Below are 26806 nucleotides of genomic sequence, written 5' to 3'. Positions count from 1 at the left end.
CCGTCTTCAAGGTTCGATGATTCTCGAACCGAACAGGAGTGTCATGACCACCGCGCCGATCGCCACCCCCGCTGCCAGGAGTGCCGCTGCCAGGGCTGCCGACACGACGACTGGCGCCGCCGCATCCGGCATCCGTCGCCACCGTTTCGGGTTCGTGCTAGCGATCGTCGCGCAGATCGCGATGATGGCCGGAGCGAGCGCACCGTCGCCGTTCTACCCCGTGCTCGCGGCCGAGATCGGATTCGACGCGATCGTCATCAGCGCCGTGTTCGCGGTGTACGCCATCGCCCTGCTGCTCGCTCTGCTCACGGCCGGGTCGCTCTCCGACCACGTCGGCCGGCGCCCTGTCGCGATCGCCGGGTTCGTGCTGCTCGGCGCCAGCATGCTGCTGTTCTGGCACGCCGACACGGTCGTGACCCTCATGCTCGCGCGCATTCTGCAGGGCGCCGCGAGTGGCGTGCTCATCTCGACGCTCTCCGCCGCCGCCCTCGACCTCGCGCCGCGCGGACGCGCGAAGACCGCCGCCCTGTGGAACGCCCTCAGCCCGGGCATCGGCCTCGCACTGGGCGCCCTGCTCGCCGGCATCGCCCTCGACCTCACGCGGGCAGCCTTGCTCGACGTGTTCGCTCCGCTCACGGCGATCTACGTCATCCTCGCCGGGCTCTTCGTCGTGGCACCGGAGACCGCTCCGCTGCGGGCGGGGGCCTGGGCGTCGCTGCGGTTCCGGCTGTCGGTGCCATCGGCCGTGCGCGGGGATTTCTGGCGCGGCGCTCCCGCGATCATCGCCGGGTGGGCGACCGGCGGGCTCTTCCTCTCTCTCGGAGCGACCATCGTGCGCAGCGAGCTCGGCGGCGACGCGCACACGTGGCAGGGACTCTCGGTCGCGATGCTCGCCGGGGTCGGCGCGATCACGGCGTTCGCGTTCCGCCACCGCTCGGCCCGGACGTCGGTGATCTTCGGCACGTCCGCGCTCACCGTCGGCACGGCGCTGTCGCTTCTTGCACTGAGCGCCGGATCGCTGCCGTTCTACCTCATCGTCACGGCCATCACCGGCATGGGATTCGGCACCGCCTTCTCGGGAGTCGTCGCGTCGCTGGCCCCGCGCATTCCCGCGACCGAGCGCGCCGACGCCTTCGCCGTCATCTACGTGCTCGCCTACCTCGCCTTCGCCGTGCCGGCGGTCGTCGCCGGAATGCTGGTCGGAATCTTCGGACTGACCGCGGTGTGCGTCGGATACGGCGCCGTCGTGATCGCCCTCGCCCTGATCGCCCTCGCGCTGCGGGTGCGGCGCGCGTAGGGGGCGCAGGCTAGGGGGCGCGGGCTGGGGCTAGGGGCTAGGGGCGTGGCATCCTTTTCCCACGCGCCTCGGGAGGAGAACCACGCGACGGGAGGAAGGATGCTGCGCAAACCACCTCCCATCACGGAGAACCCCTCCACACGCGCTGTGCGCCGACGGCGCGGCATCCCTCCCACGCGCCTCGGGAGGAGAACCACGCAACGGGAGGAAGGATGCTGCGCAAACCACCTCCCATCACGGAGAACCCCTCCCGACGCGACGCGCATGCCGCATCCATCACCCGCCGGTGGACACACCCTCCCGCGGCAACACGCGCGAACGCCCCGCGCCCGATTTGCGCCATCGAACGATAAACGATAGATTCCTGTTGTTCTTCGATGAGAGGGTGTGGAACATGGGTCGGACGACAATCGTCGTGCTGCGGGTTCTGATCGCGATCGCATTGCTGGGGTCGGTCGCGGTACAGGCGCTCGTGGTGCCGATGCTGTGGCTCGACCTGGGGGCGGACGAGCTGTGGGGGCGCATCGCGATCGTGAGCCTCATCGTGCTGGGAATCGGCACGATGCAGGTATTCGGGATCTGCGTGTGGATGCTGCTCACCAGAGTGCGGCGGGGGTCGATCTTCTCGGCATCCTCGTTCCGGCTGGTCGATGTGATCATCGGGGCGATCCTCGTCGCAGCGGTGCTGACGTTCGGGTTCGCAGCACTGCTGGCCCCCGGCGACGCGGCGCCGGGGGTCGTCGCGCTCGTCGGGGGAGCCGGCCTGGTCCTCTGCGGCATGGCGCTGCTGGTCGTGGTGATGAAGGCCCTGCTGCGGCAGGCGATCGACCGGCATCTCGAGGCGCAGTCGCTGCGGTCCGAGCTCGACAACGAGGTCATCTGATGCCCGTCGTGGTCGATATCGACGTCATGATGGCGCGACGCAAGATGAGCGTCGGTGAGCTCGCCGAGCGCATCGGCATCACTCCCACGAACCTCGCGGTGTTGAAGAACGGGCGCGCGAAGGCCGTGCGTTTCACGACCCTCGACGCACTGTGCGAGGTGCTCGAGTGTCAGCCGGGCGACCTGCTGCGCTGGGAGCCCTGAGCGCGCGGCCCGCCGGCACGTGCACTTCAGCAGGACTCCTACGCTCCCGAAGGACGAATGCCGCGCACGCGGCCTTACGACCTGCACATCGCCATGCGAGCCGCCCGCCAAAGCACGCCCGCGGTCACGCCGGCCGGCACTACCGTCCCGCGAGCAGCTCCCGCAGGCGCGCGACCTCGGCCTCCGGCATCCCGTAGCCGTGCTCGGGCTCGGGGTACTCCCCCGACCGGACCTCGCTCGCGTACGCCGACACCCCGGCGACGGATGCCGCGCGCACCTCGGCGTAGCGCTTGACGAAGGTCGCGGCGGGTCCGTCGTAGATTCCGAGCAGGTCGTGGAAGACGAGCACCTGACCGTCGGCATCTGCTCCGGCCCCGATGCCGATCACCGGCACGCGCAGCAGCGGCATCAGCGCCGCGGTCACGGCGGAGGGTACGGCTTCGACGACGATCAGCGAGACTCCGGCATCCTGCAGGGCGAGGGCATCGTCGATGACCGCGAGCGCCGCCTCGGCGGTGCGTCCTTGCGCGCGGTATCCGCCGAGGGCGGTGGCGGTCTGAGGCGTGAGGCCGACGTGTCCGACCACAGGGATGCCGGCATCCACCAGCGCTCGGGCGCGCGCGACCGTCGTGCCACCCCGCTCGATCTTCACGAGGTCGACGCCCGCCTCTTTCACGAACCGCTGCGCCGTCTCGAGCGCGAGGGCGTCAGACGCCTCGTACGACCCGAACGGCAGATCACCGACGAGCAGCGGTCGCGACAGGCCGCGGCGCACGGCCTTCGTGAGCACCAGCATCTCGTCGACCGTCACGGGCACCGTGCTGTCGTAGCCGAGCACGGTCATCGCGGCCGAGTCGCCGACGAGCACCATGTCGACGCCGGCCTCTTCGACGATCTGCGCACTGGGGTGGTCGTAGGCCGTGACCATGACGATCGGCTCACCGGCGTCCTTCTTGCGCGCGAGCTCAGCGATCGTCAGGCGTCTCGACGGGGCGGCGTGGGCGCTCATGCGGGGGTTCCCCTCAGCAGGTGGTTGTCGATCAGGCGGGCGGAGCCGACGCGGGCGGCGACGAGCAGCAGGGCGTCGCGGTCGACGCTCTCCACGGGGTCGAGCGTTTCAGCATCCCGGAGTTCCAGGTACTCGGGCTCGATTCCCGCCTCCGCGAGCACGGCCCGCGCAGCGGGAAGGATGCCGTCGCCGGCCGCCCGCGCGACCTCCGCCGCATCGAGTGCGCGGTTCAGCGCGGTGGCCTGCGCGCGGGCTTCCGCATCGAGGTAGACGTTGCGCGAACTCATCGCGAGGCCGTCGGATTCGCGCACGATCGGGCACGCGACGATCCGCGCATCGAGGTCGAGATCGCGCACGACGCGGCGCACGACGAGCACCTGCTGCGCGTCCTTCTGCCCGAAGTACGCGGCGTCTGGGCGCACGATGCCGAACAGTTTGGTGACGACGGTCGCGACGCCGTCGAAATGGTGGGCGCCGCGGCTCGCGCCGTCGAGTACCTCGGTGATGCCCGCCACGTGGATCGTCGTCGCGAAGCCGTCGGGGTAGATCTCGGCGGGCTCCGGCGCGAACAGGATGTCTACGCCCACTCCCTCGGCGAGCGCCGCATCGCGGGCCTCGTCGCGCGGATACGTGCTGAGGTCCTCATTCGGAGCGAACTGCGTCGGGTTGACGAACAGCGACACGACGACGAGATCGTGGTTCCGCCGCGCCTCGCGCATGAGCGACAGATGCCCCTCGTGGAACGCCCCCATCGTGGGCACCAGCCCGACCGTATGCCCCGCGGCGCGCGCATCGCGCACGGCGGCGAGGACCTCGGCGATCGTGCGGAGGATCCTCATGCGTCATCCTTCCGGATGCTGTCGTCGGCGCGGCCGATCGCGGTCGGCATGCGGGATGCCACGTCCCGCGTCGCGTTCGCCAGCTCCTCGAAGAGGTCGATCAGGTGCGGCGCGTACCCGTCGACGGCCGCACGTTGGCGGGCGAGTGTGTGCGCGTCACCCCGCGCGATCGGGCCGGTGAGCACGGCCGGCGCACCGGAGGCGGCCCAGTTCTCGACGGTCCGCCGCACGAGCGGCACGAGGTGAGCGCGTTCGACTCCGACCTCGCTCGCGAGCTCCTCGGCGGCATCGAGCACCGCGAGCACGAAGTTGGAGGCGAAGGATGCTGCGGCGTGATAGCCCGCGCGGTGCGCCTCGTCGACGCGGAACGCCCGCATCCCGAGGGCCGTCGCGAGCTCGGCGGCGAGCGCGAGGTCGGCATCGGTACGCCCGTCGATCGCGGCGCCGATTCCGACGAAGACCTCGGGCGATTCTCCGCCCGCGAACGTCTGCAGGGGATGGATGCTGAGGTCGACGTCGTCGAGCCCGGTGGCGCCGGAGACGTGCGCGACCCGCAGCGCGCGCGATCGCACGGACGCCGCGGCGCCGGCGATCTCGGCATCCGGCACGCACAGGATCGCGAGGTCGACGTGGGGGGTCTTGTCGTCGCGCCCCAGAGGCCCCTCGACGGTGTAGCCGGCCTCTCGTAGCGCACGCGCGAGGACGGCGCCGAGCCGTCCGGCGCCGAGGACGGCGATGGTCGGCGCGGGGGCGAGGGAGGGCGTCGAATTCATGGGTGTCGGCCGCCCGGAGATGGTCGGAGCGGATGCGTCGAGTATCCGCCGGAGCGGGTGCACTCGCCAAACTCGGGAGCAGATGAACCGGCCCCGAGCGCACCGCATTCAGCGATATGCCGGTATAAACGCGCGTGGAGTTGCCATTCTGCAGTTCAGGGTCGAGGAATGTCGCATCCCCCTGTTATCAAGGCTCGTATGACTCCACCGGCCGCGCCGTCTCTTCTCCGCCGAAGCATGTCGTGGTTCGTGCTGGCCGCGACGGGCAACGTGGCCGTCTTCGGAGTGGTCCTGATGCTCAGCATGTCGCCCCTCTCGGTACCGGTCGAGGAATCCTTCGCCTTCCTCTTCCGCTTCGTCGACCCCCTCTACGCCCCGGAACTGCTGATCTTCACCTCGATCCCCGGAGTCCTCGGCGCCCTCCGCGCGAACGACGTGAGCGATTCGGAGCGCGATGAAGCCGTGCGCCTGATCGCGTGGGCCGTGCGTGTCGTGCTGACCTTCGTGCTCATGTTCGCGGTGGTGATCCTCGCGGTGGCGCCCGAGAACCTCGCGACCGTCCTGCTGGCGGTGCTGCTGGGATTCGTCACCTTCGTGCTCGCCGAGCGGCTCGCGCCGCCCCTTCCGCTGTCGGTGCGGCAGCGACTGCTCAAGGCCGACGACGACCTGTCGATTCGCGAGATGCGGGCCGACGCCGCCCTCGGCCCCGACTGGCATCGCCTGGCGACTCGACGGTCGGTGATGATCATCATCGCCTTCGCCCTCGCCCCGGTCGTCGTGCAGCTCGTGGCAGGTGTGGTCGCGGCATCCCTGCTCTGGTCCCCGGCCTTCGCGTTCTCGTCCGACTGGATCCGCGTGATGCTCCTGACGACCTATGGCTCGGTGCTGCTCACGTTCACCTGGCTGCTCACCGCCGACAGGACGGAATCGTCGCAAGCGCGACGCTGGAAGGGCATCACGGGAGCGGTCGTCAGCGTCGGAGCCAGCGCCGCCTTCGCCTCGGCGTTCGTGTTCGCGGGCGGACGCAGCTGGGTGATCGGCGTCCTCATCCTCGCCGTAACGGGACTGCAGGCCCTCCTGCTCTGGACTCCGGCGGACTGGTTCGGATCGCGCCTGCTGACGAGCGTCGCCGCCACGACGACCTCACGGCACCTGGAACGCGCGACTCGCGCCTACGCACCGGTGTTCCTGGCGGATGAGGCGAAGGCGCAGGAGTCGGGCTCGGAGGAGGTCGGCTCGAAACGCGCCCGACGAAAGAGTGATTGACCAATCACTCTCACCCGACTACCGTCGTCGACATGGCCCCGCGCACCCCAATACTCTCGACCGCCGACGTCCGCCGACCCCTGGTCGCGGCAGCGGCACTCGTGGAGTTCGCGCGGGGCGGGTACTTCCGCACGACGGTGGCCGACGTGGCTCGCGAGGCCAAGATCTCGCCGGCCTACGTCTTCAAGCTGTTCCCGCGCAAGGAACAGCTCTTCGTCGCAGCGCTCGAGGCATGCTTCGAGCGGATCGTCGAGGCGCTGGATGCCGGCGCCGACGCGGCCGAGTCCCCCACCCCCGATGAGGTGCTGGATGCGATGGGCGAGGCGTACGCCGATCTCATCCGCGACCGGTCGCTGCTGATGCTGCAGGTTCATGCGCAGTCCGCGGCCGAGATCCCGGAGATCGGTGACGCGCTGCGCGCCGGGCTCGCGAAGGTCACCGAGTTCGTGCGTCAGCGGTCGGCGGGGAGCGACGACGCCGTGCAGCGTTTCATCGCGTACGGGCAGCTCTGCCACCTGATCGTCACCGCTCGCGTCGACGAGAGCAGTGCACCGTGGGCGAAGATCGTCGCTCACGGCATCCGTCACCCCGAATGAACCAACCCGTCGATCCTTCATTTTTCGTGTCATCAAGAGTGAGTGACCGCTCACTAACCGCCCATCATCTAGGAGTTCTCATGATCCTCACCGCCTCCACGCCCGTTGCGACCACCCGGAGCACCCGACGCTGGCTCGCACTGAGCTTCCTCGCGCTCGCGCAGTTCCTCGTCGTGCTCGACGCATCGATAGTCAACATCGCCCTGCCCGTACTCGGCCAGCAGCTCGGCATGAGCACTGCCGCGTTGGCGTGGGTGATCACGGCATACGTCCTCGCCTTCGGCGGACTGCTGCTGCTCGGCGGACGCCTCGCCGACCGCTACGGCCACCGCCGGATCTTCCTGCTCGGCACAGCGGGGTTCGTCGCGGCATCCGCACTGGCCGGCCTGTCGATCTCGAGCGAGATGCTGCTCGCGGCGCGTGCGCTGCAGGGGGTGTCGGCAGCGCTGCTCGCGCCGGCGGCACTGGCTCTGCTGACGCAGCTCTTCCCCGGATCACGGGAGCGCTCGAAGGCCCTCGGCGTGTGGGGCGGGGTCGCGGGCATCGGCTCGGCCGCCGGCGTGCTGTTGGGCGGAGTGCTCACCGGTGCGTTCGGGTGGCAGTCGGTGTTCTTCGTAAACGTGCCGGTCGGCGTCGTCGTGCTCGTGGCCGTGCCGCTGCTGATCACGCGCGACACCGCGTCGGCCGCCGAGAAGCTCGACGTGTGGGGTGCCGTCACCATCACCGGCGCGTTGGTCGCTGTCGTCGGGGCGCTCAGCGCGGTGGAGCAGGTCGGCATCCTGCACCCGCTCCCCCTCGGACTGCTCGCGGTCGCGGTCGCCCTGGGAGCCGCGTTCATCGCGATCGAGCGCCGCACGGCATCCCCGCTCGTGCCGCTCGGGCTGTTCCGCAACCGCACCCTCTCCGTCGGCAACACGGTCGTGCTGCTCGTCGGCGCCGGGATGGTCGCACTGTTCTTCGCCCTCTCCGTCTACATGCAGGCGGTGCTCGGCTACGACGCACTCACCACCGGCCTCTCGCAGCTTCCCCTCGCCGGAGCTCTCGTCGTGGTCGCCGGCATCGTGCCGGCGCTCGTGCAGCGCCTCGGCCTGACCACGACGCTCATCGGCTCACTGCTCGTGCTGGCCGGTGGTCTCGTGTGGCTGTCGTTCGCACCCGCGGATGCGGGATTCGTCGCGCAGCTGCTCGGCCCGACCCTGCTCATCGGCGTCGGCCTCGGCGGGGCGTTCGTCACCGCCACGCAGCTGTCTGTCGACGGGGTCGACGGCGGGGAGGCCGGACTCGCCGGCGGACTCGTGAACACCAGCCAGCAGATCGGCGGTGCGCTCGGACTCGCCGTGCTCGGCACCGTCGCCTCGCTGCGGACGGAGTCCCTGACTGCCGCCGGGGCGTCGGCACCAGAAGCACTGACCGGCGGATTCTCGTGGCTGTTCCTCGGGGCCGCGGTCGTCACCGTCGCCGGTGCCGCGGTGGCGGGGCTGGCCCGGAGGGGATGATGTCGCGGGGCTGACGCCGCGCGTCGCAGATTCGCGCTCGGGTCGCAGGGATTCCTCGAATTCGTGCGACCCCGACGTGAAACTGCGACAGCACGCTCACCCCCCGGTCGTTGAGCGAGCGAAGCGAGACGAAACGCGGTGACGGGACCCGGAACCCACCCCGTTTCGTCTCGTCGCGTCCCCGCCTCGCGCGACGCCCGACTACTGCACAGGCAGTTCGCGCTTCGGAAGGGCGGATGCCGCGCATCCGTCCTTCCGAAGTGCGAAACGCCTGCGGAGTTGCCCCGCCCCCGCAGGTCGTCGAGCGAGCGGAGCGGGCCGTACGAGCCCGCGGCGGCGAGCCCGCGGCATCCGCTCTACGCTGTACTGTCGGCCGCTTTCCTGCGGCCCGTTCTGGAGCCTCCCCCATGTCTGCACTCACGGTCGGTGATCGCGCCCGCTATCGGGCGAAGCCGTCTGTCCTCGATGCGTTGAAGAGTCCGCGGATGCTGACGCGCGAGGTGCTCGCGGGCCTCGTCGTGGGGCTCGCCCTCATCCCCGAGGCGATCGCGTTCTCGGTGATCGCGGGCGTCGACCCGAAGGTCGGACTGTTCTCGTCGTTCATCATGGCGGTGTCCATCGCGTTCCTCGGCGGGCGTCCGGCGATGGTCACCGCGGCGACCGGAGCCGTCGCGCTCGTCATCGCTCCCGTCGCGCCGACGTACGGGATGGACTACTTCATCGCGACGGTCATCCTCGCGGGGATCTTCCAGGTGATCCTCGGGGTGCTGGGGGTCGCGAAGCTCATGCGGTTCATCCCCCGCAGCGTCATGGTCGGGTTCGTGAACGCGCTGGCGATCTTCGTCTTCAGCTCGCAGTTCCCTCAGCTCATCGACGTGCCGTGGCTCGTGTACCCGCTGGTCGCCCTCGGCATCCTGGTGATGATCGTCATGCCGCGCATCACGAAGATCGTGCCCGCGCCGCTCGTATCGGTGATCATCGTGACGGCGGTCGTGCTGACGATGGGCATCGCGGTGCCGACGGTCGGCGATCAGGGCGAGCTGCCGCGGAGCCTGCCGTCACTGTTCCTGCCCGACATCCCGTGGACGTGGGAGACGTTCGGCATCATCGCGCCGTTCGCGCTGGGGGTCGCGCTCGTCGGACTCATGGAATCGCTGCTCACCGCGAAGCTCGTCGACGAGATCACCGACACCCACTCGAACAAGACGCGCGAGTCGTGGGCGCAGGGCGTCGCGAACATGCTGTCGGGATTCTTCGGCGGCATGGGCGGCTGCGCGGTCATCGGCCAGACCATGATCGGCGTCAAGGCGTCGGGCGCGCGGACCCGCATCTCGACGTTCTGCGCTGGGCTGTTCCTGTTCGTGCTGGTGGTCGTGTTCGGCGACTTCGTCGGAACGATCCCCATGGCCGCCCTCGTCGCGGTCATGATCATGGTCGCGATCGGCGCGTTCGACTGGCACTCCGTGAAGCCGTCGACCCTGAAGCGGATGCCGAAGAGCGAGACGTTTGTGATGATCGCCACCGTCGTGCTCGTGCTGCTGACGCACAACCTCGCGATCGGCGTCGTCGGCGGGGTGCTGGTCGCATCGGTGCTGTTCGTGCGGCGCGTGGCGCACTTCGTGTCGGTGACGCGGACCGTGTCGGGCGATGGTGACTCTGCGACGTATGCCGTGGACGGCGAACTGTTCTTCGCCTCGAGCAACGATCTGACGACGCTGTTCTCGTACACGGAGGACCCGTCGCGGGTGGTCGTCGACCTCTCGGGATCGCACATCTGGGACGCGTCGACCGTCGCCGCGCTGGATGCGATCGAGACGAAGTACGCGGCGCTGGGGAAGAGCGTCGAGATCGTCGGGATGAACGACAGCAGTCAGCGGATGCGGGGACGACTGACCGGCGGCTTCGAGTAGGCCCCCTCCGCGGGTCGTTGAGCGAGCGAAGCGAGACGAAACGCGGCACCCATCACGAAACCCTCACCGCGTTTCGTCTCGGCGCTGCGCTCCTCGCTCAACGACCGAAAAGCCGCAACCAGCCGGGTCGTTGAGCGAGCGAAGCGAGACGAAACGCGGTGAAAGCCGCTCCTCGCTCAACGACCGAGCAGCGGCGAGCCTCAGCCGAGCGCGGCCTTGATCTGCCCGGCGAGCTTCTCGATGGCCTTCTTGTTCTTCACGCCGTCCATGAGTGCCGGCGGACGGTTGTGGTGCACGTTGAGCGACAGGTGCACGTCGGATCCGGATGCCGCGGGCACGACGTTCGCGCGGCCGAGCAGCTCCCAGTTCAGCAGCGTCTTCTTGGTCTGGAAGTCGATCTGCGTGCCGTCGGGGCTCTGCCCGAGGACCTTGCTCTTGTTATCGGCGAGTACGCGCTGCACGGCAGCCGCGGTGGTCGCCGCGTCGGCGTTCGAATGGAATGTGGTGGTCGCTTCTGCGGACATCGTGATCCCCTCCAGATCGTGGTGTGCCCCCACGCTAGCGGAGTCGCGATCGTTCACCCCCGCGCAGGGCGTCGTTCATCTCCGAGGCCTATCTTGAGTGCGGTCGCGCGAACGCGGCCACGATTTTTGCACTTCGTTGTACACTCACCACAATTTGCGAGGTAGTGTCGAACTCGACACACCTCGATGATGAGAAAGGGCGACCATGGTCGACATCCGAAAGAAGCGCTGGGCTCTCGTGGGAATCGCGGCGATCGCGGCCGTGACCCTGAGCGGATGCACCGGCGACGCCGGCGGCGAAGGCACCTCGGGCGGCGGCGGCGACTCGGACGAGACGCTGATCGTGTACACGAACTCCAACAGCGACGGCCGTGGCGAGTGGATCACCGAGAAGGCAGCGGATGCCGGCATCGACATCGAGATCGTAGGCCTCGGCGGCGCCGACCTCACCAACCGCATCATCGCCGAGAAGAACAACTCGGTCGGCGACGTCGTGTTCGGCCTGAACAACATGTTCTTCGAGCAGCTCAAGGCCGAAGATGCGATCACCGCGTACGAGCCCGAATGGAGCGGCGAGGTTCCGGCCGACGCGGGCGACCCCGCCGACGGCGCGTTCTGGCCGCTCGTGCAGCAGGCGATCGTCACCGTCTACGACGAGAACCGCATCTCCGACGCCCCCTCCGACGAAGAGGACCTCTGGACCGACGACGAGTACGCGGGCCGCTACGAGGTCAACCCCGCACTGGGTCAGGCGACGCCGCAGCTCGTGCTCGCCGGCATCCTCTCCCGTCATCTCGACGAAGACGGCGACCTGGGCGTCAGCGATGAGGGCTGGGACCTCGTGCAGTCGTACTACGCGAACGGCTCGAACGCGGTCGAAGGCACCGACCTGTACGCCCGCATCTCGCGCGACGAGGTCGACTACGGCGTGCTGCCGTCGAGCGGCATCGCCGCCCGCGACGCCGAGTACGGCACGTCGACCGGCATGATCGTTCCCGACTACGGCGTGCCGTACGTCACCGAGCAGATCGCGCAGATCACCGGCACCGGCAACGAGGCGAAGGCCCAGGAGTTCATCGACTGGTTCGGCAGCGCCGAGGTGCAGGGCGAGTTCGCCGCCGAGTTCAATGCGATGCCGGTCAACGAGAACGCGGTCGAGCAGGCCAACCCCGAGGTCGTCGAGCTCATGGACTCGCTGCCCCGTCAGGACATCGACTTCGGCTTCGTGAGCGAGAACCTCGGCGCCTGGGTCGAGAAGGTCACACTCGAGTACATCGGCTGACCGACGAGCACGATCGAGAGAGACACCATGATCCGTTTCGAAGACGTCGAGGTCGCCTTCGGCGACCACCGCGCGGTCTCGCACCTCGATCTCGAGATCCGGGAGGGTGAGTTCTTCACCCTCCTGGGTCCCTCGGGATGCGGCAAGACCACGGCCCTCCGCACGCTGGCCGGGTTCGTCGAGCCCACCGGCGGACGCATCCACATCGCCGGTCGCGACGTGACCCGTGTGCCGAGCGAGAAGCGCGGTGTGGGCATGGTGTTCCAGAACTACGCGCTGTTCCCGAGCATGAACGTGCGCGAGAACATCGCCTTCGGACTCTCGATCCAGAAGACGTCGAAGGCCGAGCAGCGGCGTCGCGTCGACGAGGTCGCCGACCGCACCGGACTCGCGCTCTCGCAGCTCGAGAAGAACGTGTCTGAGCTCTCGGGCGGCCAGCAGCAGCGCGTGGCCATCGCCCGCGCGCTCGCGCTGACCCCCAGCATCCTGCTGCTCGACGAGCCGCTGTCGAACCTCGACGCCAAGCTCCGCGTGCAGCTGCGCGAGCAGTTGAAAGACCTGCAGCACGAGGTCGGCGTGACCACGGTGTACGTCACGCACGACCAGGAGGAGGCGCTGACCCTCAGCGACCGCATCGCCGTGCTCGACGCCGGCACCCTGCAGCAGGTGGGCACGCCCGAGGAGATCTACGACCGCAGCGCCACCCCGTTCGTCTGCCGCTTCATCGGCGAGAACAACCGCCTCACCCCGGCGCAGCTCGCGGCGCTCGGCGGAGGGGTGGATGCCGAGGCCGAGAGCTACGTGCGACCTGAAAAGCTGCACCTGGCCGACGCTGACGACGCGTCGGCCGCGCCGGCGTCGCTCGACGGATCCGTCGTCGACCGCACCTATCACGGCAGCCACTCCGTCTACACGGTGACGGTGGCGGATGCTGCGCTGCGCGTCAGCGTTCCCGCAGCGGCGAGCGCACGCCAGTGGAACCCGGGCGACGCCGTGCGCGTCGACGTGGACCCGCGCTGGATCCTGCAGTACCCGGCGGCCTGACATGTCGAACGCCCAGGACCCGCGTGAGCCTCAGAATCCCCAGGGTTCACGGAACGCCCAGAGCTCTCAGAACCCCGTGGTCCCGCCCTCCGCGGCCGTGACCGGAGAAGCCGGCTCCCTGACGACGCAGGCTGTCGTCGAGGGTCAGACGGCGGGACCACGGCCCCGCAGGGGCCGCCCCGGCAGCATCCGTGCCATGCTGCGGTCGCCGCTCGCCTGGGTGACCGGCATCGTCGTGGTGTGGTTCGCTGCGGCGTTCCTCGTGCTGCCGAACGCCGCTCTGCTCGGGGTCACGTTCTTCCCCGACGGGCAGTTCAGCATCCGTGCCGTCGAGAAGCTGTTCGGCAGCGAGCGTGCGCTGAAGACCCTCGGCAACAGCTTCCTGCTGGCGATCACCCTGTCGGTCACGGTGAACGTGGTCGGCGTGTTCATCGTGCTGGTGACGAAGTACTTCCAGGTGCGCGGAGCGCGCGTGCTGTGGCTCGGCTACGCGACCACGCTCATCTACGGCGGCATCGTGTTGGCCGCCGGCTACAACTTCATCTACGGCCGCTTCGGTTTCTTCACGAACATGATGGTCAACTGGTGGCCCGACATGGACCGCGACTGGTTCTCGGGCTACTTCGCCGTCGTCTTCGTGATGACGTTCGCGACGACGACGAACCACATGCTGTTCCTGTCGTCGTCGCTCGGCAAGGTCGACTACGCGTCGATCGAGGCCGCGAAGCTCATGGGCGCCTCGACGTGGACGATCCTGCGCCGCATCGTGCTGCCCGTCATGAAGCCGATGCTGTTCGCCGTCACGGTGCTGACGTTCCTCATCGGGCTCGGCGCGCTGACGGCCCCGCTCGTGCTCGGCGGGCCGGACTTCCAGACCGTCGCGCCGCTCATCATCGACCTCTCGCGCAGTCCCATCACGCGCGACATCGCGGCGCTGCTGGCGATCGTGCTCGGCATCGCGACGATCATCCTGCTCGCGATCATGAACCGGTTCGAGAAGTCGGGGGTGTACTTCTCGGTCGCGAAGGTGGCGACGCCGATCCAGAAACAGCGGATCCGCAACCCGTTCGCGAACATCGCCGTGCACGTGGTCGCGTACCTGCTGTGGGTGATCTACCTCATCCCCGTCGTGCTGATCGTCATCTTCTCGTTCGTGGACGCCCGCAGCATCCTCGCCGGGTCGATCACGCTCGACAGCTTCACGCTCGACAACTACATCACCGTTTTCTCGAGCGCCTCGGCGATCCGCCCGTTCATCGTCAGCGTCGTCTACAGCGCCCTCGCGTCGCTGATCGTCGTCGGCGGACTGCTGTTCGTCGCGCGGATGCTGCAGAAGCACCGCAACCTGCTGACGACGGCGATCGAGTACGTGCTGCACATCCCGTGGATCCTGCCGATCGTACTCATCGCCCTCGCGCTGGTGACCGCGTTCGACAAGCCGCTCCCGATCGTGGGTGGGTTCGTGCTCACCGGCACGCCGATCCTGCTGCTCATCGCGTACATCTCGGTGAAGATCCCGTTCACGCTGCGGCTGCTGAAGGCCGGGTTCGCGTCGGTGCCCGATTCGCTCGAAGACGCCTCGCGCATCCTCGGGGCGAAGTCGCTGACGACGTTCCGCCGGGTGCTGATCCCGCTCGTGCTGCCGACCGCCGCGGCGATCACGGCGCTCAACTTCAACAGCCTGCTCGACGACTACGACGCGGCGATCTTCCTCTACCACCCGCTGTACAAGCCGCTGGGTGTCGCGATCCAGGAGAGCACCCGCGGCGAGAACAATCTCGACGCGATGCCGATCACGTTCGTCTATACAGTGCTGCTCATGATCATCATGGGTGTCACCATGTATCTCGTGTACGGACGAGGATCGCGCGCCGGAGCGCCCCGCAAGGCTCGCAAGGCGCGCGCATGAGCTCGTCGTCGTCGTCATCGTCGGATGCTCCGGGATTGCGCGTCACGGTCAGTGACGTGGCCGCGGCCGCCGGGGTGTCGCGAGCGACCGCGACGAGGGCGCTGAAGGGCGCGGGGCGCTTCGCTCCCGAGACGCAGGAGCGCATCCTCGCGGAGGCCGAGCGCCTCGGATACGTGCCGAACACGATGGCGGCCGAGCTCGCCGCCGGGCGAACCGGCACGGTCGGACTCATGCTGCGCGACGCCAGCAACCCCGCGTACGGTCTGCTGTTCTCGCGGTTGCAGGACGAAGCGCACCAACGAGGACTCGACCTGCTCACCGTCACGATCGGCGCCGACGAGCAGGGCGCCAAGCAGGTCGGCGCGTTGCACCGGCTGCTCGGCATGCGCGTCGCGGGGCTCATCGTTGCGACCGGTGGCATCACGACCGCGCAGCTCGAGCCGTTCGCCGATCAGGTGCCGATCCTGCGCGCCGGCCGAGCCGAGACGTCGGGGCGCATCCACTCGGCGCACTACGACGATGCTGAGCACGGGCGGATGCTGGCCTCGCATGTGGCGTTTCTGGGACATCGGCGCGTGGTCGTGCTCGCGGGTGATGAAGAGGCGTCGTTCCCCGAGCACCTGCGCGCGCTTGCGATGCGGGAGACGCTGTCGGACGCCGGGGTCGACGTGGATCTCGTGTCGACCGGCGCGCGGCCGGACGAGGGCGTCGCCGAGGCGCTGAGTCGTGTCCGGGCCGGAGCGACAGCCGTGATGTGTGCGTCGGACTACCGGCAGCTCGCGGTGATGCGTGCGCTGCGCTCGGCGGGGCTCTCGGTACCCGGTGATGTGACCGTGACGGGGTGCGACGGCATCCTTCCCGGTGCTGATCTGCTGGGGCTCACGACCGTGCGCATCCCCGTGGAGCAGGTGGCCGCGGCTGCCGTCGAGACCATGCAGGGGCTGCTGACCTCTGAGTCCGATGCCCCCGTGCGGCGCGGGTTCGCCGGTGAGCTCGTGCCCGGGACGACCGCGGGAGCCGTCTGACCCCTCCGTTCTGTTCTCCTTTGCCGTTGTTCGCAGTGCCCGTTCGCTGACACCTTTTGCCGATTTGGAAGAGACATGATCCTCACCGAACACCCCCGTCCGTCGCACACGTTCGTGCACATCTCCGATACGCACCTGCCCGGTGAGAGGTCGCCTCTCTACGGCAGCGAGGCGGATGCCGATTCGAACCTCGACCTGATGCTGTCGCGGTTGGTGTCGTCGGGCCTTCGGCCTGACGCGTTGCTCTTGACCGGGGACCTCACCGACCGCGGGGACGCCTCGGCGTACGAGCGGTTGGCGGAGCTGGTGTCGCCCGCGGCGGAGGCTCTCGGCTGCGAGGTCGTGTGGGTCGCGGGGAATCACGACGAGCGCGGGGCGATGCGGTCTGTGCTGTCGCTGCCGGGTTCTGGCTCTGACCCGATCACCGGGGTGCGCTGGTTCGGCGGGCTGCGGGCGATCGTCCTGGACTCGACCGTGCCCGGCGCGCACTGGGGCGAGGTGCCGGCCGAGCAGCTGTCCTGGCTCGCGTCGGAGCTCGCATCGCCCGCGCCCGACGGGACGCTGCTGCTCATGCACCACCCGCCGCTGCCGACCGTGCTCGACCTCGCCGTGACCGTCGAGCTGCGCGATCAGCCGGCGCTGGCCGAGGTGCTGCGCGGGTCGGATGTGCGCGGGATTCTGTCAGGGCACGTGCATCACCCGTCGTTCGGGACGTTCGCCGGGATCCCGGTCGCGGTCGCGTCGTCGAGCGCGTACGGGCAGGATCTCGCCCAGCCCATCGGAGCGACGCGGGGTCAGGATGCCGCGCAGGGCTACAACCTCGTGCACGTCTACGCCGACTCGGTCGTGCACTCCGTCGTGTCGCTCGAGCGCGGTGCGGATGTGGGGGAGCCAGTGGGGGCCGTGGATGCCGGGGAGCGGATCGCCGGGCGGGGCATCGCGTGGCGCCCCGCCGGTCGTTGAGCGAGCGAAGCGAGACGAAACGCGCTCCCCTAGGTCGTTGAGCGAGCGAAGCGAGACGAAACGCGACCCCGCTCAGGGCTGCTAACCCGCTAGGTCGTTGAGCGAGCGAAGCGAGACGAAACGCGTTCCCCCTTCGGTGCCGCGGACCCCGCCTCCGCACCAGCGGCACGGCTGTGTGCAGAATGCTGCATCGTCCGCACCCGCGGCGTATTCTGTTTGCATGCAAACGCGGCTCGCTGACCGGGCACACACGACGCCCATCTACTCCCTCACCGAGGCAGCGCAGATCATTCACGCTCCGGCGACCTCCTTCGCGCGCTGGGCGCACGGCCACCGGTTCAAGCAGCGTCGCGAGAACGAGTGGGGATGGAGCCGACCGATCCTCACGGGGGTCGGAGAAGGCCGCGGCTACACGGTGCCGTTCAACGCGCTTGCGGAGGGATTCATCGTCGAATCGTTCCGCCGCGCGGGGCTGCCCATGGCTCGGATTCGGCCTGCGATCGAGGTCCTTCGCAACGAGCTCGGCATCGAGAATGCGCTCCTCAGCGAGAAGCTGAAGACGGATGGCGCTGAGATTCTGATCGAGAACGGTGACCGCGAACTCGTCGTCGTCCGCAATCACCAGGGCGTGTTCCGCGACGTCGTCGCCGAGTATCTGCAGAGCATCCAGTACCGAGATGGATTCGTCGAGTTCGTGCGTCTACCGACCTATGAGCGGGCAGAGGTCATCGTCGATCCCCTCCGGAACTCCGGCCAACCGACGATCGCTCGGCTCGGTGTTCGCGTCGAAGACGTCGTCAGCCGCGTGCGGGCGGGTGAACCGATGAAGGAGGTCGCCGAGGACTTCGACCTCTCGAAGCCGGAGCTGCGGTCTCTCCTCGTGCAGGCTGCCTGAAATGACCGAAGCGCGTTTCCTCCTCGACCGCTCGGTGGGAGGAAAAGTGCTGGTCTCGCGCCTGCGCCTCGAGGGGTGGGATGCGCGGACGCTCGCGGAGGAGTACGGCGATGAACGCGCGCAGCGCATGCGGGACGAAGAGTGGATCGCCGAGGGCACTTCGTCGGGGTACATGCTGCTGACGAAGGATCATCGGATCGCGTCTCGCCCGCTTGAGGCGCAGGCTGTTTACTTCCACGACGCCCGCGTCATCGCATTCGCCCGCGGCGACCTCACCGGTAGGGAGATGGGTGACATCTGCTTCACTCACGCCGCCGCGATTCATCGGCTGGCTCTCCGCCAACCACCGTTCGTGTACTCCTTGAGCGCGAGTGGCCTGAGACCAAAGAGGCTCAACGCGCCATAGAGGCACGGCGGCCCGGCGGCCCGGCGGCCCGATCATCGCGCGCTGATCGGACCACGGTGCACCCGCTCACGGGATGACGATGACCTTGCCCGCGATCCGCCCCTCGGCGGCCTCGGCGTGCACGGCGGGCAGCTCGTCGAGCGGAACACGACGCGTGACCTCGACGGTCAGCACCCCGGCATCCACCAGTCCGACGAGTTCGCGCAGCTTCTCCGCGTCGCTCTGCACGGACACGACGACGGATCGCACGCCGCGGTCGGCGTCGTCGGGGGCGGGCATCCATGCGGTCGTGCTGACGACGACTCCCCCGTCGCCCACGAGGCCGACCAGGGCGGTGAACTCGTCGGGCTCGATGGGGGCGAGGTTGAGCAGCAGGTCGACCTGGTCGGTCACGGCATCCTGCACCGTCAACTGCGTGTGGTCGATGATCTCGTCGGCGCCGGCTGCGCGCACGGCATCCGCACTCCGCGGGCTCGCGGTCGCGATCACGAAGGCACCCGCGCGCTTGGCGAGAGCGATCGCGTACTTGCCGACGACGCCGCCGGCGCCGACGATGAGCACGCGCTGGCCGGCTTCGAGTCCGCCGTCGTCGAACAGCGCCTGGCGGGCGGTGAGGGCGACCGACGGGAGTGCGGCGGCATCCGCCAGTGGAACGCTCGTGGGCGCCGCGACGATCGAGCCGGCGGGAGCGACGACGTACTCGGCGGCGCCTCCGTCGTCGGTCATCGGCACGAACCCGATCACCGCGTCGCCGATCGCGAAGCCCTCGACGCCGTCGCCGATGGCGTCGATCGTTCCGGACACGTCGTATCCGGGGACGTGCGGGAGCTTCACCGGAATCGGCAGGAATCCGGCGCGCATGCCGTTGTCGGCGGCGTTGAAAGCGGATGCCGCGACGCGCAGCCGCACCTGACCCGCCGTCGGAATGGGCTGGTCGATCTGCTCGATGCGGAGCACCTCGGGACCGCCGACCTCGTGGAACCGTACTGCCTTCATGACTTCTTCCCTTTCGTAAGTACTTCGAATTCGAAGCATGTGGTGACGATAGCACTGCTTCGAATTCGAAGCAACCTATACTGGGATTATGAGTCACCCCGCGCAGCTGTCCCCCCTCGAGCTCTCGGCGTACTTCGCGTTCACCGAGGTCAGCAGCCTGCTGCGACACGAGGTCGAGAAGCAGCTGCGCGACGTCGGCAAGCTCAGCTACGTGCAGTTCCAGCTGCTCGCGCGGCTCGGGGATGCTTCTGGTGGGTCACTGCGGATGACGGACCTCGCGGACGGAGTGGTCTACAGCCGGAGTGGGCTGACGTATCAGGCGCAGGTACTGGAGGAGCGGGGGCTGGTGACGCGGGCGCCGTCACCGGAGGATGAGCGGAGCACCCTGGTGACGCTGACCGATGCGGGGCGGGGGGTGCTGGCGGAGGTGTTTCCCGGGCATATCGCGGTCGTGCGGGGGTTGCTGTTCGAGTCGCTGGACGACGGGGATGTGGAAGTGCTGGAGCGGGTGATGACTCGGGTGAGTGGGCATCTGCGGGCGAATCCGCCGCGGAGTGCTGGGGGGCGCGGAAAGGCCACTAGGGCGGTCAGGACTATCGCCGACGCCTAACCAAATAGGGCCTGCGATCTATTGGTCAGGGGGCGCGAATAGGCTGTGGGGCCACTTCGGCGGAACGGGTCCTGATCGACATGTCCGGGTCGCACGTGCGGGAGGCGCCAACGGTAAGCCACGTGCGCTCGCGTCCTCTTGCGGAGCGTGACTTCCGATTGCGGGTTGCTATTCCCTCGCGGGCCTTTCGCTCGATGCCGCACGCGCCAAAGATCGACCGTTTGGATCGTGCGCGGTCGTCGTGGCGTGACCGGGGTGTTGCAGAGAAACTCCAATCCCCGCTGGACACCCGCCAGGTGCGAGCCTTCCCTGATCCCAGCGTTTCTGACGATACGTTGTCGACGAGAGGAGGCTACGGATGCGATTCACGGAATACTTCGCCGTCGAGCGAGGTCATGACGACGACTGGTTCGACTGCGAGCTGAGCACCGACACTCCCCTGTACGTCGATCCGTTCCTCGTCTTCGAGGACGACGACCCGTACTGGGCTGAGACGCGCCAGACCGTCATCGACTTCTTCGGTCTCGCCCTCAGCTTCGTCGACGCTTCCGCCGGCGACGTGACTTCGCCGCACTATCTCAAAGCGGTGCGGATGCTGAAGTTCCCGGAGCCGAGTGAGTTCGCCCTCGGGCTCTCGATGGGGCACCCGAAAGGCTCCGGGGCAGGCTTTATGTACGCCGAGAAGATGGCCTCCGCACTGAGTCTGCTCTCCCAGCGCGGAATCACCCAGGTTCAGCACGTTCAGGCCTTCACACTGTTCTGTGAGGGACTCGGCGTGGACCGCATCAGTGACATCTTCTGCGACATCATCAAGGCGAAGTTCATCGAGTACACGCAGACGGTTGCCACTCGTCACGAACTCGTGCTTGAGGAGGTGCCGGTTCGCGCCGCACGTTGGAACCGCACCACCGGGCGCTGGGACCACATGCGCGCGCGCCTGCCGAAGAGCCCGCTCACACAGGAGGGCGTGCTCCTCGTCCCGTCACGATTCCTCAAGGACATTCCCGTCGTCACTCCGGACTCGTTTTGGACGTGGGCAGACGCCGGAGTGGGTGACGACCTCCGACAGGAACTCAACTACGAGCTGAACGTCGCTCTCACGAAGAAAGAGCGCAAGGACGCGGCGTACAAAGCGGCATGGAAGCATCCCGACCTCGTGATGGACTACCTGAACGTCGCGTCCGACACTGACAACGAGCCATACGACGTCGAAGCCGATCCCAAGTTGCTTGTCGAGTGGGCGGAGGTCGGGCGGGACGCGGCGGCGAGGCAAGAGCCAATCGCAAAGCTCAGGAGCGAGTCCGAGTTCGCCGCGTGGGTGATCGAACTCGCGAAAGAGTTTCAGCATGCAGTAGAGGAGACCGACCTGTGGAAAGCCCTTTGGGATGACGGCCTGCGTAAGCATCGACCGGAGAAGATCGTGCAGGCCATCGCGGGGATGCTCTTCGCCGCGCATTGTCGAATGGCTGACGTAGACCTCACCCGTGAGAGCAATCTAGGTCGGGGGCCGGTCGACTTCAAGTTCTCGCAGGGGTGGCAGAAGCGCGCCCTCCTCGAAGTCAAGCTCATCCCGAGCACCCACTTCTTCACGGGGGCTTCGAAGCAGTTGCCCCAGTACATGACCACGGAGCGCTCGTCGGTCGGCGTCTACCTTTGCGTGGGATACACCGACAAGGACTTCTCTCCAGAGCGCCTCCAGCCAGTCGAAGACACCCTTCGCAAACTCAGGGAAGACTCCGGCTGGACCCTTGAGGTTATATACGTCGACGCGCGCACGACGAATAAAGACTCAGCCTCCAAGCTGAAATAGCCCTTTTACGAAAGATCGAGGTTCAACGATGAGTTCCGGATTCAGGTCATTGCCCGAGGAGATCAAAGCGGAGATCGACAGCCTCGGTGAGGTGCAGTTGGTGTTTGGCGTGGTGAGAAACTTCTCCGACCAACTCTTGGCTGATTGGACTGGTCGCCTCGAACTGGAGCAGGTGGGCGACGACGAGTGGGTCGGTCTCCCCCCTGCATCGACTGGCCGCTGGTCGAAGTGGAACGTCAACGGTCGGGAGATTGTCCGTCGTGATCTGCCGAAAGTCTTCCGCTCATGGACCACAGAGGCTCCGAACTTCAATGGCAACGGGAGTCACCCGATCACCCACTCTCGGGAAGTCTTCCGGAAGCAGCGCCTCTACGGCCAGCAGATTGAGGCGGCGGTTACGCGTCGTGACGAGCCGCGCGACTCCCTAGTCGGCACCGTCCTACTGACCCTCCAGGCACCCTACGATGAGGACGCCGAGCAGGCGTACCTCTACGCCGCTTCACTCGCCAGGACGTGGTTCGGTTCAGCCACCGCGTACAGCCTTGATGAGACAGGCATCCCGCAGGTCCCCGACCAGAACGTGAGTTGGGACTTTCTGCCCGATGGCACCGTCGAGGAGGTGCGCGAGGCAGTTATGAAGAAGTTCGGCGGGTCGGCTCCCCCACGGGAGATCGAGATCATGATCGACCGTCTGGAGAAGGTTCAGTCACTCGCGCCGGAGAAGCGGCTAGTCGGGAGTTCCGGCCTCCAGCGCTACATCGGCTACATGTTCGGTGAAGACTTCGTGGCGTTCGAGAACCCCCGAGTCGGGAATGCGCTCTACTTGATGTACGGGGATTGGGCGAGCCTGAGCCAGCTGTCGCGGTCTCAGCTCCTCGCGTCCCGTGCGGGCGACTTTGGTCGGATCATCCACACCGCGCGCTGGTTCGAGAGGCTCCGCCTCGCGGTCTACAACTACCGGCACAACTAAAGCGAGTTCAGCCGCCCTTGAAACCACCGTTCGGATGTGCCTCCCGCTTGCGAAAATAGCACCCCCGGTAGCCTGCGGCCACGACCTTCGGCGACACTCTCCTAGCAACCCTGGTCGGTGCGCTGGTCGGTGCTGTCGTGGGTGTATTCGCCTCCTGATTGTTCTCGCTTGACCTTCGACGGCGTGAGACCGAGGACAGCGACCGGACTCGGGTCAACCTCACAGTGGCAGACGTCGTGCGCCTCCTCGGGGAAGTCGGCGGCGCGGGCGAGGCATTCATGTTCGCTACTCGGCTCGGAAACCCCGCCGTGCCCGCTCCCCCTCCGCACCTGGCACGTCAGCACCTACTCTCGGCAACACTCGCGGCGCGTATGGCGGCGGGTGATGACGAGGGGCCACTCCTCGCGGTCTATGGGCTCGTCACCCGGAAGGGCGACGGCACAGAGAACCGGGCAACCATCGATTACGAGCGTGCGGCGCACCTCCTTGTTCGGTGGCGGCAGGGCAAGATCTCTCCTGCCGATGCTCAGGCGCAGATCAGCGCCGGGTCGCCCCCTCCCCCCCCCAAAAAAAAGCCTGAGAGGCCAACGCACGGCGCTCCATGGCGTCATTCTCTGACCTCGAAGGGTGCCCCCCGGTGTTCGTGCGAGACCCGGCGCTCCAAGGTCGCAGGAGAGTCTCCGTGGTTGCGAGGCGCCAAGATACGTTAGGGCCGCCGGTCGGCTGCCCTATACCAGGGGCCGAGTGTTTGAAGGGGGTCAGACCTGGAGCACACCGACCGAGAACACGTGATCCAGCGAGCGCACCCGATCCCGGGACTTCGCCTGAGCCACAGCAGACTCCGCTTGGCGTCCGCGAGACGGCAACTCACGTGTATATCGGTATGCTGCGACCGTGGCTAGGGCATGGTGGGTGAATCAGGGTAGATCGTCGAGACTCGGTCATGGGTATGGAACCATCTGGGCACCCTTGGCTTCAGAATCCGGCAAAGCCGTCGCGAGCTGGGATCGCATGGACCAGGCGGCTATCGGAGACTTGGTCCTCCATTACGCCAACGGCTCGGTCCGGGGGTTCAGCATCGTACTTGCTCCATCCCGGTCTGCGCCGCGGCCATACAGCAGCGAGACGTGGAACAACGACGGCCGAATCCTTGACGTCGATTACGTCGCCTTTGACCTGCCGGTCCGCCTGGACGAACTACCTCTCGAGGTGCGGCTGCTCGAGCCGAAACCTCATGCCGCTTTCACCAGCAAGGGCAGGGTCAATCAGGGCTACTTTTACCCAGTATCCATGGGGCTCGCTCGCGCGGCTCTCGACATCGCGGGAATCGATCTCGCCAGTAACCTTGATGAGGAACCGCTCCGCATCAATGGCCTGTCCGATCGCGAGGGACTCGCTCGTATTCGAGTAGAACAACCGTTGATCAGACGACGTCTGCTCGCTGGGCGTCCGGAGGCGCCGTGCGGACTGTGTGGCGACATGTTCGCAACCGACTACCTCGTTGCTGCACACATCAAGCGCCGAGCCGACTGTTCCGAGCGAGAACGTGCAGATGTCAACGTCGTGATGCTCGCTTGCAAGTTCGGCTGCGATGCTGCGTTCGAACTCGGGCACCTTCGCGTTAAAGATGACGGGACGATCGTTGTGCTCGGCCCGACCTCGAGCGCTCGACGGTTGGCGGCGCTCGAGGGACGAGTGGCAGGTGCCTTCACAACCGAGACGCGCAAGAATTTCCGGGCACACCGTCACACTCACGCGAAAACGCCGGCGACCTCGACGATCGACGTGGTTCCCGGCTGACTCCATGCACCGTTCCGCGCTCGACAGGTGCCGAGTATCGTGCGGCGCGAGCAGTCGGAGCCCTCTTGGCGGCGGAAAGATAGCGCGGCCCGGACGGCCCACGGTAGCGTCGCACCCATGCCGACCGAACGCACTCTCCACGCCCTGGCAGATTTCGTCGCAGAACGAGACTGGAACCAATTCCACTCACCAGAGAACCTTGCCAAGAGCATCTCGATCGAGGCCGGCGAGCTTCTGGAGTGCTTTCAGTGGACTTCGAACCCGGACCAGCGTCGAGTCGAAGAAGAGCTGGCTGACGTCGTCACGTACTGCATTCACCTCGCGAACAAACTCGGCGTCGACCTCGATGAGATTGTGCAGTCGAAGCTGGAGAAGTCAGCCGCCAAGTATCCCGTCGAGCTCGCCAAGGGACGCATGACGAAGTACACCGACCTATGACCGACATCCGTCGTCTCGATTTCACGCGCGACGCCGTCGCGACCTGGGCCCAGGCGGATGCGCGACACACGAACTGGCCTGTCGTCTATGTGCTCGACGGGTCGCGAAAGCTTTACGTCGGTGAAACGACGAGCGCGCAGAAGCGCATGCGCCAGCACCTCGATGGGCCTAAGCGCGAAATCGGTCTGAACAGCATCCGCGTCGTGGTCGACGAGAAGTTCAACAAATCGGTCTGCCTCGACCTGGAGTCGCACCTCATCCGATGGTTCTCCGGCGACGGCCAGTTCAGCATCCTGAACGGCAACGACGGCCTCAGCGATGCGCAGTACTACGATCGGGAGCTCTATCGCGAGTCCTTCCGCGAGGTCTTCGAAGCTCTGCGAGCCGAGGGACTGTTCTCGCGGAGCATCCCGCAGATCGAGAACTCCGACCTGTTCAAGCTGTCGCCGTTCAAGGCGCTTACCGACGATCAGGCGATCGCGGTGAGCGACATCGTCGAAGGCCTGCTCGAGGATCTCGCACACCCGGACGAGCGGTCGACACTCGTCGTGCAAGGAGACCCCGGCACCGGCAAGACGATCATCGCGATCTTCCTCATGAAGCTCCTCGCCGACATCCGCGACTACGCAGAGATCGACGACATCGAGCCGGACTCGATGTTCTCGGAGTTCTACGTCCCCGAGAACCGCGCCATCCTCACAAATCTGCGCATGGCACTCGTCATCCCACAGCAGTCGCTCCGCGAATCGGTGCAGAGAGTATTCCGCAAGACACCCAATCTCGACCCCAATATGGTTCTCACCGCGTTCCAGGTGGGAGATGCGGATGCTGACTTCGACCTCGTCCTGGTCGACGAGACGCATCGATTGAATCAGCGCTCCAATCAGCCGTCTGGTCCGTTGAACAAGAAGTTCAGCGGCATCAACGTGCGGCTGTTCGGCGAGGACTCTCCCGACCGCACGCAGCTCGACTGGATCAAGGCGCGGTCGAACCATCAGCTTCTGCTCATCGACGGTGCGCAGAGCGTGCGTCCCCATGACCTGTCGCCCGCGAGCCTCACTCAGGTTGTGCGCGAGGCGAAGGACGAACACCGGCACTTCCGGTTGACGACCCAGATGCGCGTGCACGCCGGCGCGGACTACGTCGAGTTCGTGCGGGCAACGCTACGAGGCGAGTCCCCACCGCTGCCCGATCTCGGCGAGTACGACCTGCGCTTCTTCGACGACCTCGGGAAGATGCGTGCGGCGATCCGCGAGAAGGATGCCGAGGTCGGCCTGTCGCGGCTCGTTGCCGGATATGCATGGGACTGGGTGTCGAACCCCAAGCGGAGCGAGCCCGCCGAGTTCGACATCGAGCTCGACGGTGAGCGCATGCGTTGGAACAGCACCGACAAGGACTGGATCAACTCGCCCGGATCACTCGAAGAGGTCGGCTCCATCCACACGGTGCAGGGGTACGACCTGAACTACGCCGGCGTGATCATCGGGCCGGATCTGCGTTTGGACGGCTCCGGCCGCATCGTCGCCAGTCTCGAGGACTACCGAGACAAGATGGGCAAGCTCCGCACGGGGAGCTTCCGCAACGGGTTCGCCGACGACGACCTGCTCGTCTTCATCCGGAACGTGTACGGCGTGCTCCTGACGCGCGGAATGCTCGGAACCTACGTTTACGTGTGCGACCCGAAGCTGCGAGACCGCTTCCAGGAAGTCATGGCCACCGAGTGAGGCGCGGTGTCCTCGCCTCGCCGTGACCATGACGCCAGCCCGCGAGCATGCTCTGTTTCCAGTGCTGCTCGGCGCAGGATCACATAGCCTTTGTGCGCTCAGTGCACGCGAGAGTTACGATGGTGCGTAACACAACGC

At 67.1% G+C, this 26806-nt stretch carries 25 protein-coding genes; 20 read left to right on the top strand and 5 right to left on the bottom strand.

Features of this window, described 5'->3' with window-relative positions; translation table 11 throughout:
* The first annotated feature begins 43 nt into the window (after nt 1-43).
* The 3 genes from FSY98_RS09330 (at nt 44) to FSY98_RS09320 (ending at nt 2383) form a co-directional block, all read left to right on the top strand.
* A complete protein-coding gene (locus FSY98_RS09330; protein ID WP_144876004.1) occupies nt 44-1297 on the top strand; it encodes an MFS transporter in 1254 nt (417 codons plus the stop codon).
* Between the two features lie 394 nt (nt 1298-1691).
* Entirely contained in the window at nt 1692-2180 is a 489-nt protein-coding gene (locus FSY98_RS09325) for a DUF2975 domain-containing protein (RefSeq protein WP_144876002.1), read from the top strand.
* Nucleotides 2180-2383: a helix-turn-helix transcriptional regulator gene (locus tag FSY98_RS09320; RefSeq protein WP_096713933.1), complete on the top strand. Its 204-nt coding sequence runs from the start codon at nt 2180-2182 to the stop codon at nt 2381-2383. Before FSY98_RS09325 ends, FSY98_RS09320 begins: the two co-directional genes overlap by 1 nt.
* A gap of 139 nt (nt 2384-2522) precedes the next feature.
* On the opposite strand, the gene panB is transcribed toward FSY98_RS09320, so the two are convergent.
* From panB to FSY98_RS09305, 3 genes are read right to left on the bottom strand one after another with little or no spacing between them, the layout of a single operon-like run.
* On the bottom strand, nt 2523-3392 hold the full coding sequence (gene panB, locus FSY98_RS09315; protein ID WP_144876000.1) for a 3-methyl-2-oxobutanoate hydroxymethyltransferase: 870 nt from the start codon (nt 3390-3392) through the stop codon (nt 2523-2525).
* Nucleotides 3389-4231 carry a pantoate--beta-alanine ligase gene (gene panC, locus FSY98_RS09310; RefSeq protein ID WP_144875998.1) on the bottom strand — a complete coding sequence of 281 codons (843 nt, stop codon included), beginning with the start codon at nt 4229-4231 and terminating at the stop codon, nt 3389-3391. Before panC ends, panB begins: the two co-directional genes overlap by 4 nt.
* Nucleotides 4228-5004: a Rossmann-like and DUF2520 domain-containing protein gene (locus FSY98_RS09305; RefSeq protein ID WP_144875996.1), complete on the bottom strand. Its 777-nt coding sequence runs from the start codon at nt 5002-5004 to the stop codon at nt 4228-4230. Before FSY98_RS09305 ends, panC begins: the two co-directional genes overlap by 4 nt.
* 198 nt (nt 5005-5202) lie before the next feature.
* Between FSY98_RS09305 and FSY98_RS09300 the strand changes: the two genes are divergently transcribed.
* The 4 genes from FSY98_RS09300 (at nt 5203) to FSY98_RS09285 (ending at nt 10272) form a co-directional block, all read left to right on the top strand.
* Complete coding sequence (locus FSY98_RS09300) at nt 5203-6270, top strand: hypothetical protein (protein ID WP_144875994.1); 1068 nt, start codon at nt 5203-5205, stop codon at nt 6268-6270.
* A 32-nt stretch (nt 6271-6302) separates the two neighbouring features.
* Nucleotides 6303-6866 carry a TetR/AcrR family transcriptional regulator gene (locus tag FSY98_RS09295; protein WP_144875992.1) on the top strand — a complete coding sequence of 188 codons (564 nt, stop codon included), beginning with the start codon at nt 6303-6305 and terminating at the stop codon, nt 6864-6866.
* 80 nt (nt 6867-6946) lie between these two features.
* A complete protein-coding gene (locus FSY98_RS09290) occupies nt 6947-8362 on the top strand; it encodes an MFS transporter (RefSeq protein WP_144875990.1) in 1416 nt (471 codons plus the stop codon).
* Nucleotides 8363-8769: 407 nt separating this feature from the next.
* Entirely contained in the window at nt 8770-10272 is a 1503-nt protein-coding gene (locus tag FSY98_RS09285) for a SulP family inorganic anion transporter (protein ID WP_144875988.1), read from the top strand.
* A gap of 200 nt (nt 10273-10472) precedes the next feature.
* Here FSY98_RS09285 and FSY98_RS09280 read toward each other — a convergent pair whose 3' ends face one another.
* Complete coding sequence (locus tag FSY98_RS09280; protein ID WP_144875986.1) at nt 10473-10796, bottom strand: hypothetical protein; 324 nt, start codon at nt 10794-10796, stop codon at nt 10473-10475.
* Nucleotides 10797-11001: 205 nt separating this feature from the next.
* Between FSY98_RS09280 and FSY98_RS09275 the strand changes: the two genes are divergently transcribed.
* The 7 genes from FSY98_RS09275 (at nt 11002) to FSY98_RS09245 (ending at nt 18320) form a co-directional block, all read left to right on the top strand.
* Complete coding sequence (locus FSY98_RS09275; RefSeq protein WP_144875984.1) at nt 11002-12078, top strand: extracellular solute-binding protein; 1077 nt, start codon at nt 11002-11004, stop codon at nt 12076-12078.
* A gap of 27 nt (nt 12079-12105) precedes the next feature.
* Nucleotides 12106-13122 carry an ABC transporter ATP-binding protein gene (locus FSY98_RS09270; protein WP_144875982.1) on the top strand — a complete coding sequence of 339 codons (1017 nt, stop codon included), beginning with the start codon at nt 12106-12108 and terminating at the stop codon, nt 13120-13122.
* A 196-nt stretch (nt 13123-13318) separates the two neighbouring features.
* Nucleotides 13319-15031 (top strand): iron ABC transporter permease, encoded by a 1713-nt coding sequence (locus tag FSY98_RS09265; RefSeq protein WP_144875980.1) that lies wholly within the window; start codon nt 13319-13321, stop codon nt 15029-15031.
* A complete protein-coding gene (locus tag FSY98_RS09260; protein WP_144875978.1) occupies nt 15028-16056 on the top strand; it encodes a LacI family DNA-binding transcriptional regulator in 1029 nt (342 codons plus the stop codon). Before FSY98_RS09265 ends, FSY98_RS09260 begins: the two co-directional genes overlap by 4 nt.
* 75 nt (nt 16057-16131) lie before the next feature.
* Complete coding sequence (locus tag FSY98_RS09255; RefSeq protein WP_144875976.1) at nt 16132-17019, top strand: metallophosphoesterase; 888 nt, start codon at nt 16132-16134, stop codon at nt 17017-17019.
* Between the two features lie 220 nt (nt 17020-17239).
* Complete coding sequence (locus tag FSY98_RS09250; protein WP_144875974.1) at nt 17240-17914, top strand: DUF433 domain-containing protein; 675 nt, start codon at nt 17240-17242, stop codon at nt 17912-17914.
* 1 nt (nt 17915) lies between these two features.
* A complete protein-coding gene (locus tag FSY98_RS09245; RefSeq protein WP_144875972.1) occupies nt 17916-18320 on the top strand; it encodes a hypothetical protein in 405 nt (134 codons plus the stop codon).
* Between the two features lie 66 nt (nt 18321-18386).
* Here the strand turns inward: FSY98_RS09245 and FSY98_RS09240 are convergent, their stop codons facing one another.
* The gene (locus FSY98_RS09240) at nt 18387-19316 is read right to left on the bottom strand and encodes an NADP-dependent oxidoreductase (protein ID WP_144875970.1); all 930 of its coding nucleotides are present in this window, start codon (nt 19314-19316) and stop codon (nt 18387-18389) included.
* Nucleotides 19317-19404: 88 nt separating this feature from the next.
* Between FSY98_RS09240 and FSY98_RS16995 the strand changes: the two genes are divergently transcribed.
* The 6 genes from FSY98_RS16995 (at nt 19405) to FSY98_RS09210 (ending at nt 26668) form a co-directional block, all read left to right on the top strand.
* Nucleotides 19405-19926, top strand: coding sequence for a MarR family transcriptional regulator (locus FSY98_RS16995; protein WP_144875968.1), 522 nt, complete (start codon nt 19405-19407; stop codon nt 19924-19926).
* Nucleotides 19927-20284: 358 nt separating this feature from the next.
* Nucleotides 20285-21736 (top strand): hypothetical protein, encoded by a 1452-nt coding sequence (locus tag FSY98_RS09230; RefSeq protein ID WP_144875966.1) that lies wholly within the window; start codon nt 20285-20287, stop codon nt 21734-21736.
* 28 nt (nt 21737-21764) lie between these two features.
* On the top strand, nt 21765-22706 hold the full coding sequence (locus tag FSY98_RS09225; RefSeq protein WP_144875964.1) for a hypothetical protein: 942 nt from the start codon (nt 21765-21767) through the stop codon (nt 22704-22706).
* Nucleotides 22707-23675: 969 nt separating this feature from the next.
* Nucleotides 23676-24506 (top strand): hypothetical protein, encoded by an 831-nt coding sequence (locus FSY98_RS09220; RefSeq protein WP_144875963.1) that lies wholly within the window; start codon nt 23676-23678, stop codon nt 24504-24506.
* A 117-nt stretch (nt 24507-24623) separates the two neighbouring features.
* Nucleotides 24624-24944: a nucleotide pyrophosphohydrolase gene (locus FSY98_RS09215; RefSeq protein ID WP_144875961.1), complete on the top strand. Its 321-nt coding sequence runs from the start codon at nt 24624-24626 to the stop codon at nt 24942-24944.
* Nucleotides 24941-26668 (top strand): DUF2075 domain-containing protein, encoded by a 1728-nt coding sequence (locus FSY98_RS09210; protein ID WP_144875959.1) that lies wholly within the window; start codon nt 24941-24943, stop codon nt 26666-26668. Before FSY98_RS09215 ends, FSY98_RS09210 begins: the two co-directional genes overlap by 4 nt.
* Nucleotides 26669-26806: the final 138 nt, after the last annotated feature.

The sequence above is a fragment of the Microbacterium sp. 1.5R genome (assembly GCF_007667425.1).
GTDB lineage: Bacteria > Actinomycetota > Actinomycetes > Actinomycetales > Microbacteriaceae > Microbacterium.
The sequence above is the reverse complement of the archived record's forward strand: the minus strand, read 5'-3'. Positions and strand labels throughout refer to the sequence as shown.

What these genes read in the sequence shown, in the direction of transcription:
- FSY98_RS09275 (WP_144875984.1), top strand. Translation starts at nt 11,002, where the DNA reads ATGGTCGACATCCGAAAGAAGCGCTGGGCTCTCGTGGGAATCGCGGCG.
- FSY98_RS09320 (WP_096713933.1), top strand. Translation starts at nt 2,180, where the DNA reads ATGCCCGTCGTGGTCGATATCGACGTCATGATGGCGCGACGCAAGATG.
- FSY98_RS09280 (WP_144875986.1), bottom strand. Translation starts at nt 10,796, where the DNA reads ATGTCCGCAGAAGCGACCACCACATTCCATTCGAACGCCGACGCGGCG.
- FSY98_RS09300 (WP_144875994.1), top strand. Translation starts at nt 5,203, where the DNA reads ATGACTCCACCGGCCGCGCCGTCTCTTCTCCGCCGAAGCATGTCGTGG.
- FSY98_RS09215 (WP_144875961.1), top strand. Translation starts at nt 24,624, where the DNA reads ATGCCGACCGAACGCACTCTCCACGCCCTGGCAGATTTCGTCGCAGAA.
- FSY98_RS09210 (WP_144875959.1), top strand. Translation starts at nt 24,941, where the DNA reads ATGACCGACATCCGTCGTCTCGATTTCACGCGCGACGCCGTCGCGACC.
- FSY98_RS09245 (WP_144875972.1), top strand. Translation starts at nt 17,916, where the DNA reads ATGACCGAAGCGCGTTTCCTCCTCGACCGCTCGGTGGGAGGAAAAGTG.
- FSY98_RS16995 (WP_144875968.1), top strand. Translation starts at nt 19,405, where the DNA reads ATGAGTCACCCCGCGCAGCTGTCCCCCCTCGAGCTCTCGGCGTACTTC.
- FSY98_RS09285 (WP_144875988.1), top strand. Translation starts at nt 8,770, where the DNA reads ATGTCTGCACTCACGGTCGGTGATCGCGCCCGCTATCGGGCGAAGCCG.
- FSY98_RS09305 (WP_144875996.1), bottom strand. Translation starts at nt 5,004, where the DNA reads ATGAATTCGACGCCCTCCCTCGCCCCCGCGCCGACCATCGCCGTCCTC.
- FSY98_RS09255 (WP_144875976.1), top strand. Translation starts at nt 16,132, where the DNA reads ATGATCCTCACCGAACACCCCCGTCCGTCGCACACGTTCGTGCACATC.
- FSY98_RS09290 (WP_144875990.1), top strand. Translation starts at nt 6,947, where the DNA reads ATGATCCTCACCGCCTCCACGCCCGTTGCGACCACCCGGAGCACCCGA.
- FSY98_RS09295 (WP_144875992.1), top strand. Translation starts at nt 6,303, where the DNA reads ATGGCCCCGCGCACCCCAATACTCTCGACCGCCGACGTCCGCCGACCC.
- FSY98_RS09225 (WP_144875964.1), top strand. Translation starts at nt 21,765, where the DNA reads ATGAGTTCCGGATTCAGGTCATTGCCCGAGGAGATCAAAGCGGAGATC.
- FSY98_RS09260 (WP_144875978.1), top strand. Translation starts at nt 15,028, where the DNA reads ATGAGCTCGTCGTCGTCGTCATCGTCGGATGCTCCGGGATTGCGCGTC.
- FSY98_RS09250 (WP_144875974.1), top strand. Translation starts at nt 17,240, where the DNA reads ATGCAAACGCGGCTCGCTGACCGGGCACACACGACGCCCATCTACTCC.
- FSY98_RS09325 (WP_144876002.1), top strand. Translation starts at nt 1,692, where the DNA reads ATGGGTCGGACGACAATCGTCGTGCTGCGGGTTCTGATCGCGATCGCA.
- FSY98_RS09270 (WP_144875982.1), top strand. Translation starts at nt 12,106, where the DNA reads ATGATCCGTTTCGAAGACGTCGAGGTCGCCTTCGGCGACCACCGCGCG.
- FSY98_RS09265 (WP_144875980.1), top strand. Translation starts at nt 13,319, where the DNA reads ATGCTGCGGTCGCCGCTCGCCTGGGTGACCGGCATCGTCGTGGTGTGG.
- panB (WP_144876000.1), bottom strand. Translation starts at nt 3,392, where the DNA reads ATGAGCGCCCACGCCGCCCCGTCGAGACGCCTGACGATCGCTGAGCTC.
- panC (WP_144875998.1), bottom strand. Translation starts at nt 4,231, where the DNA reads ATGAGGATCCTCCGCACGATCGCCGAGGTCCTCGCCGCCGTGCGCGAT.
- FSY98_RS09240 (WP_144875970.1), bottom strand. Translation starts at nt 19,316, where the DNA reads ATGAAGGCAGTACGGTTCCACGAGGTCGGCGGTCCCGAGGTGCTCCGC.
- FSY98_RS09330 (WP_144876004.1), top strand. Translation starts at nt 44, where the DNA reads ATGACCACCGCGCCGATCGCCACCCCCGCTGCCAGGAGTGCCGCTGCC.
- FSY98_RS09230 (WP_144875966.1), top strand. Translation starts at nt 20,285, where the DNA reads ATGCGATTCACGGAATACTTCGCCGTCGAGCGAGGTCATGACGACGAC.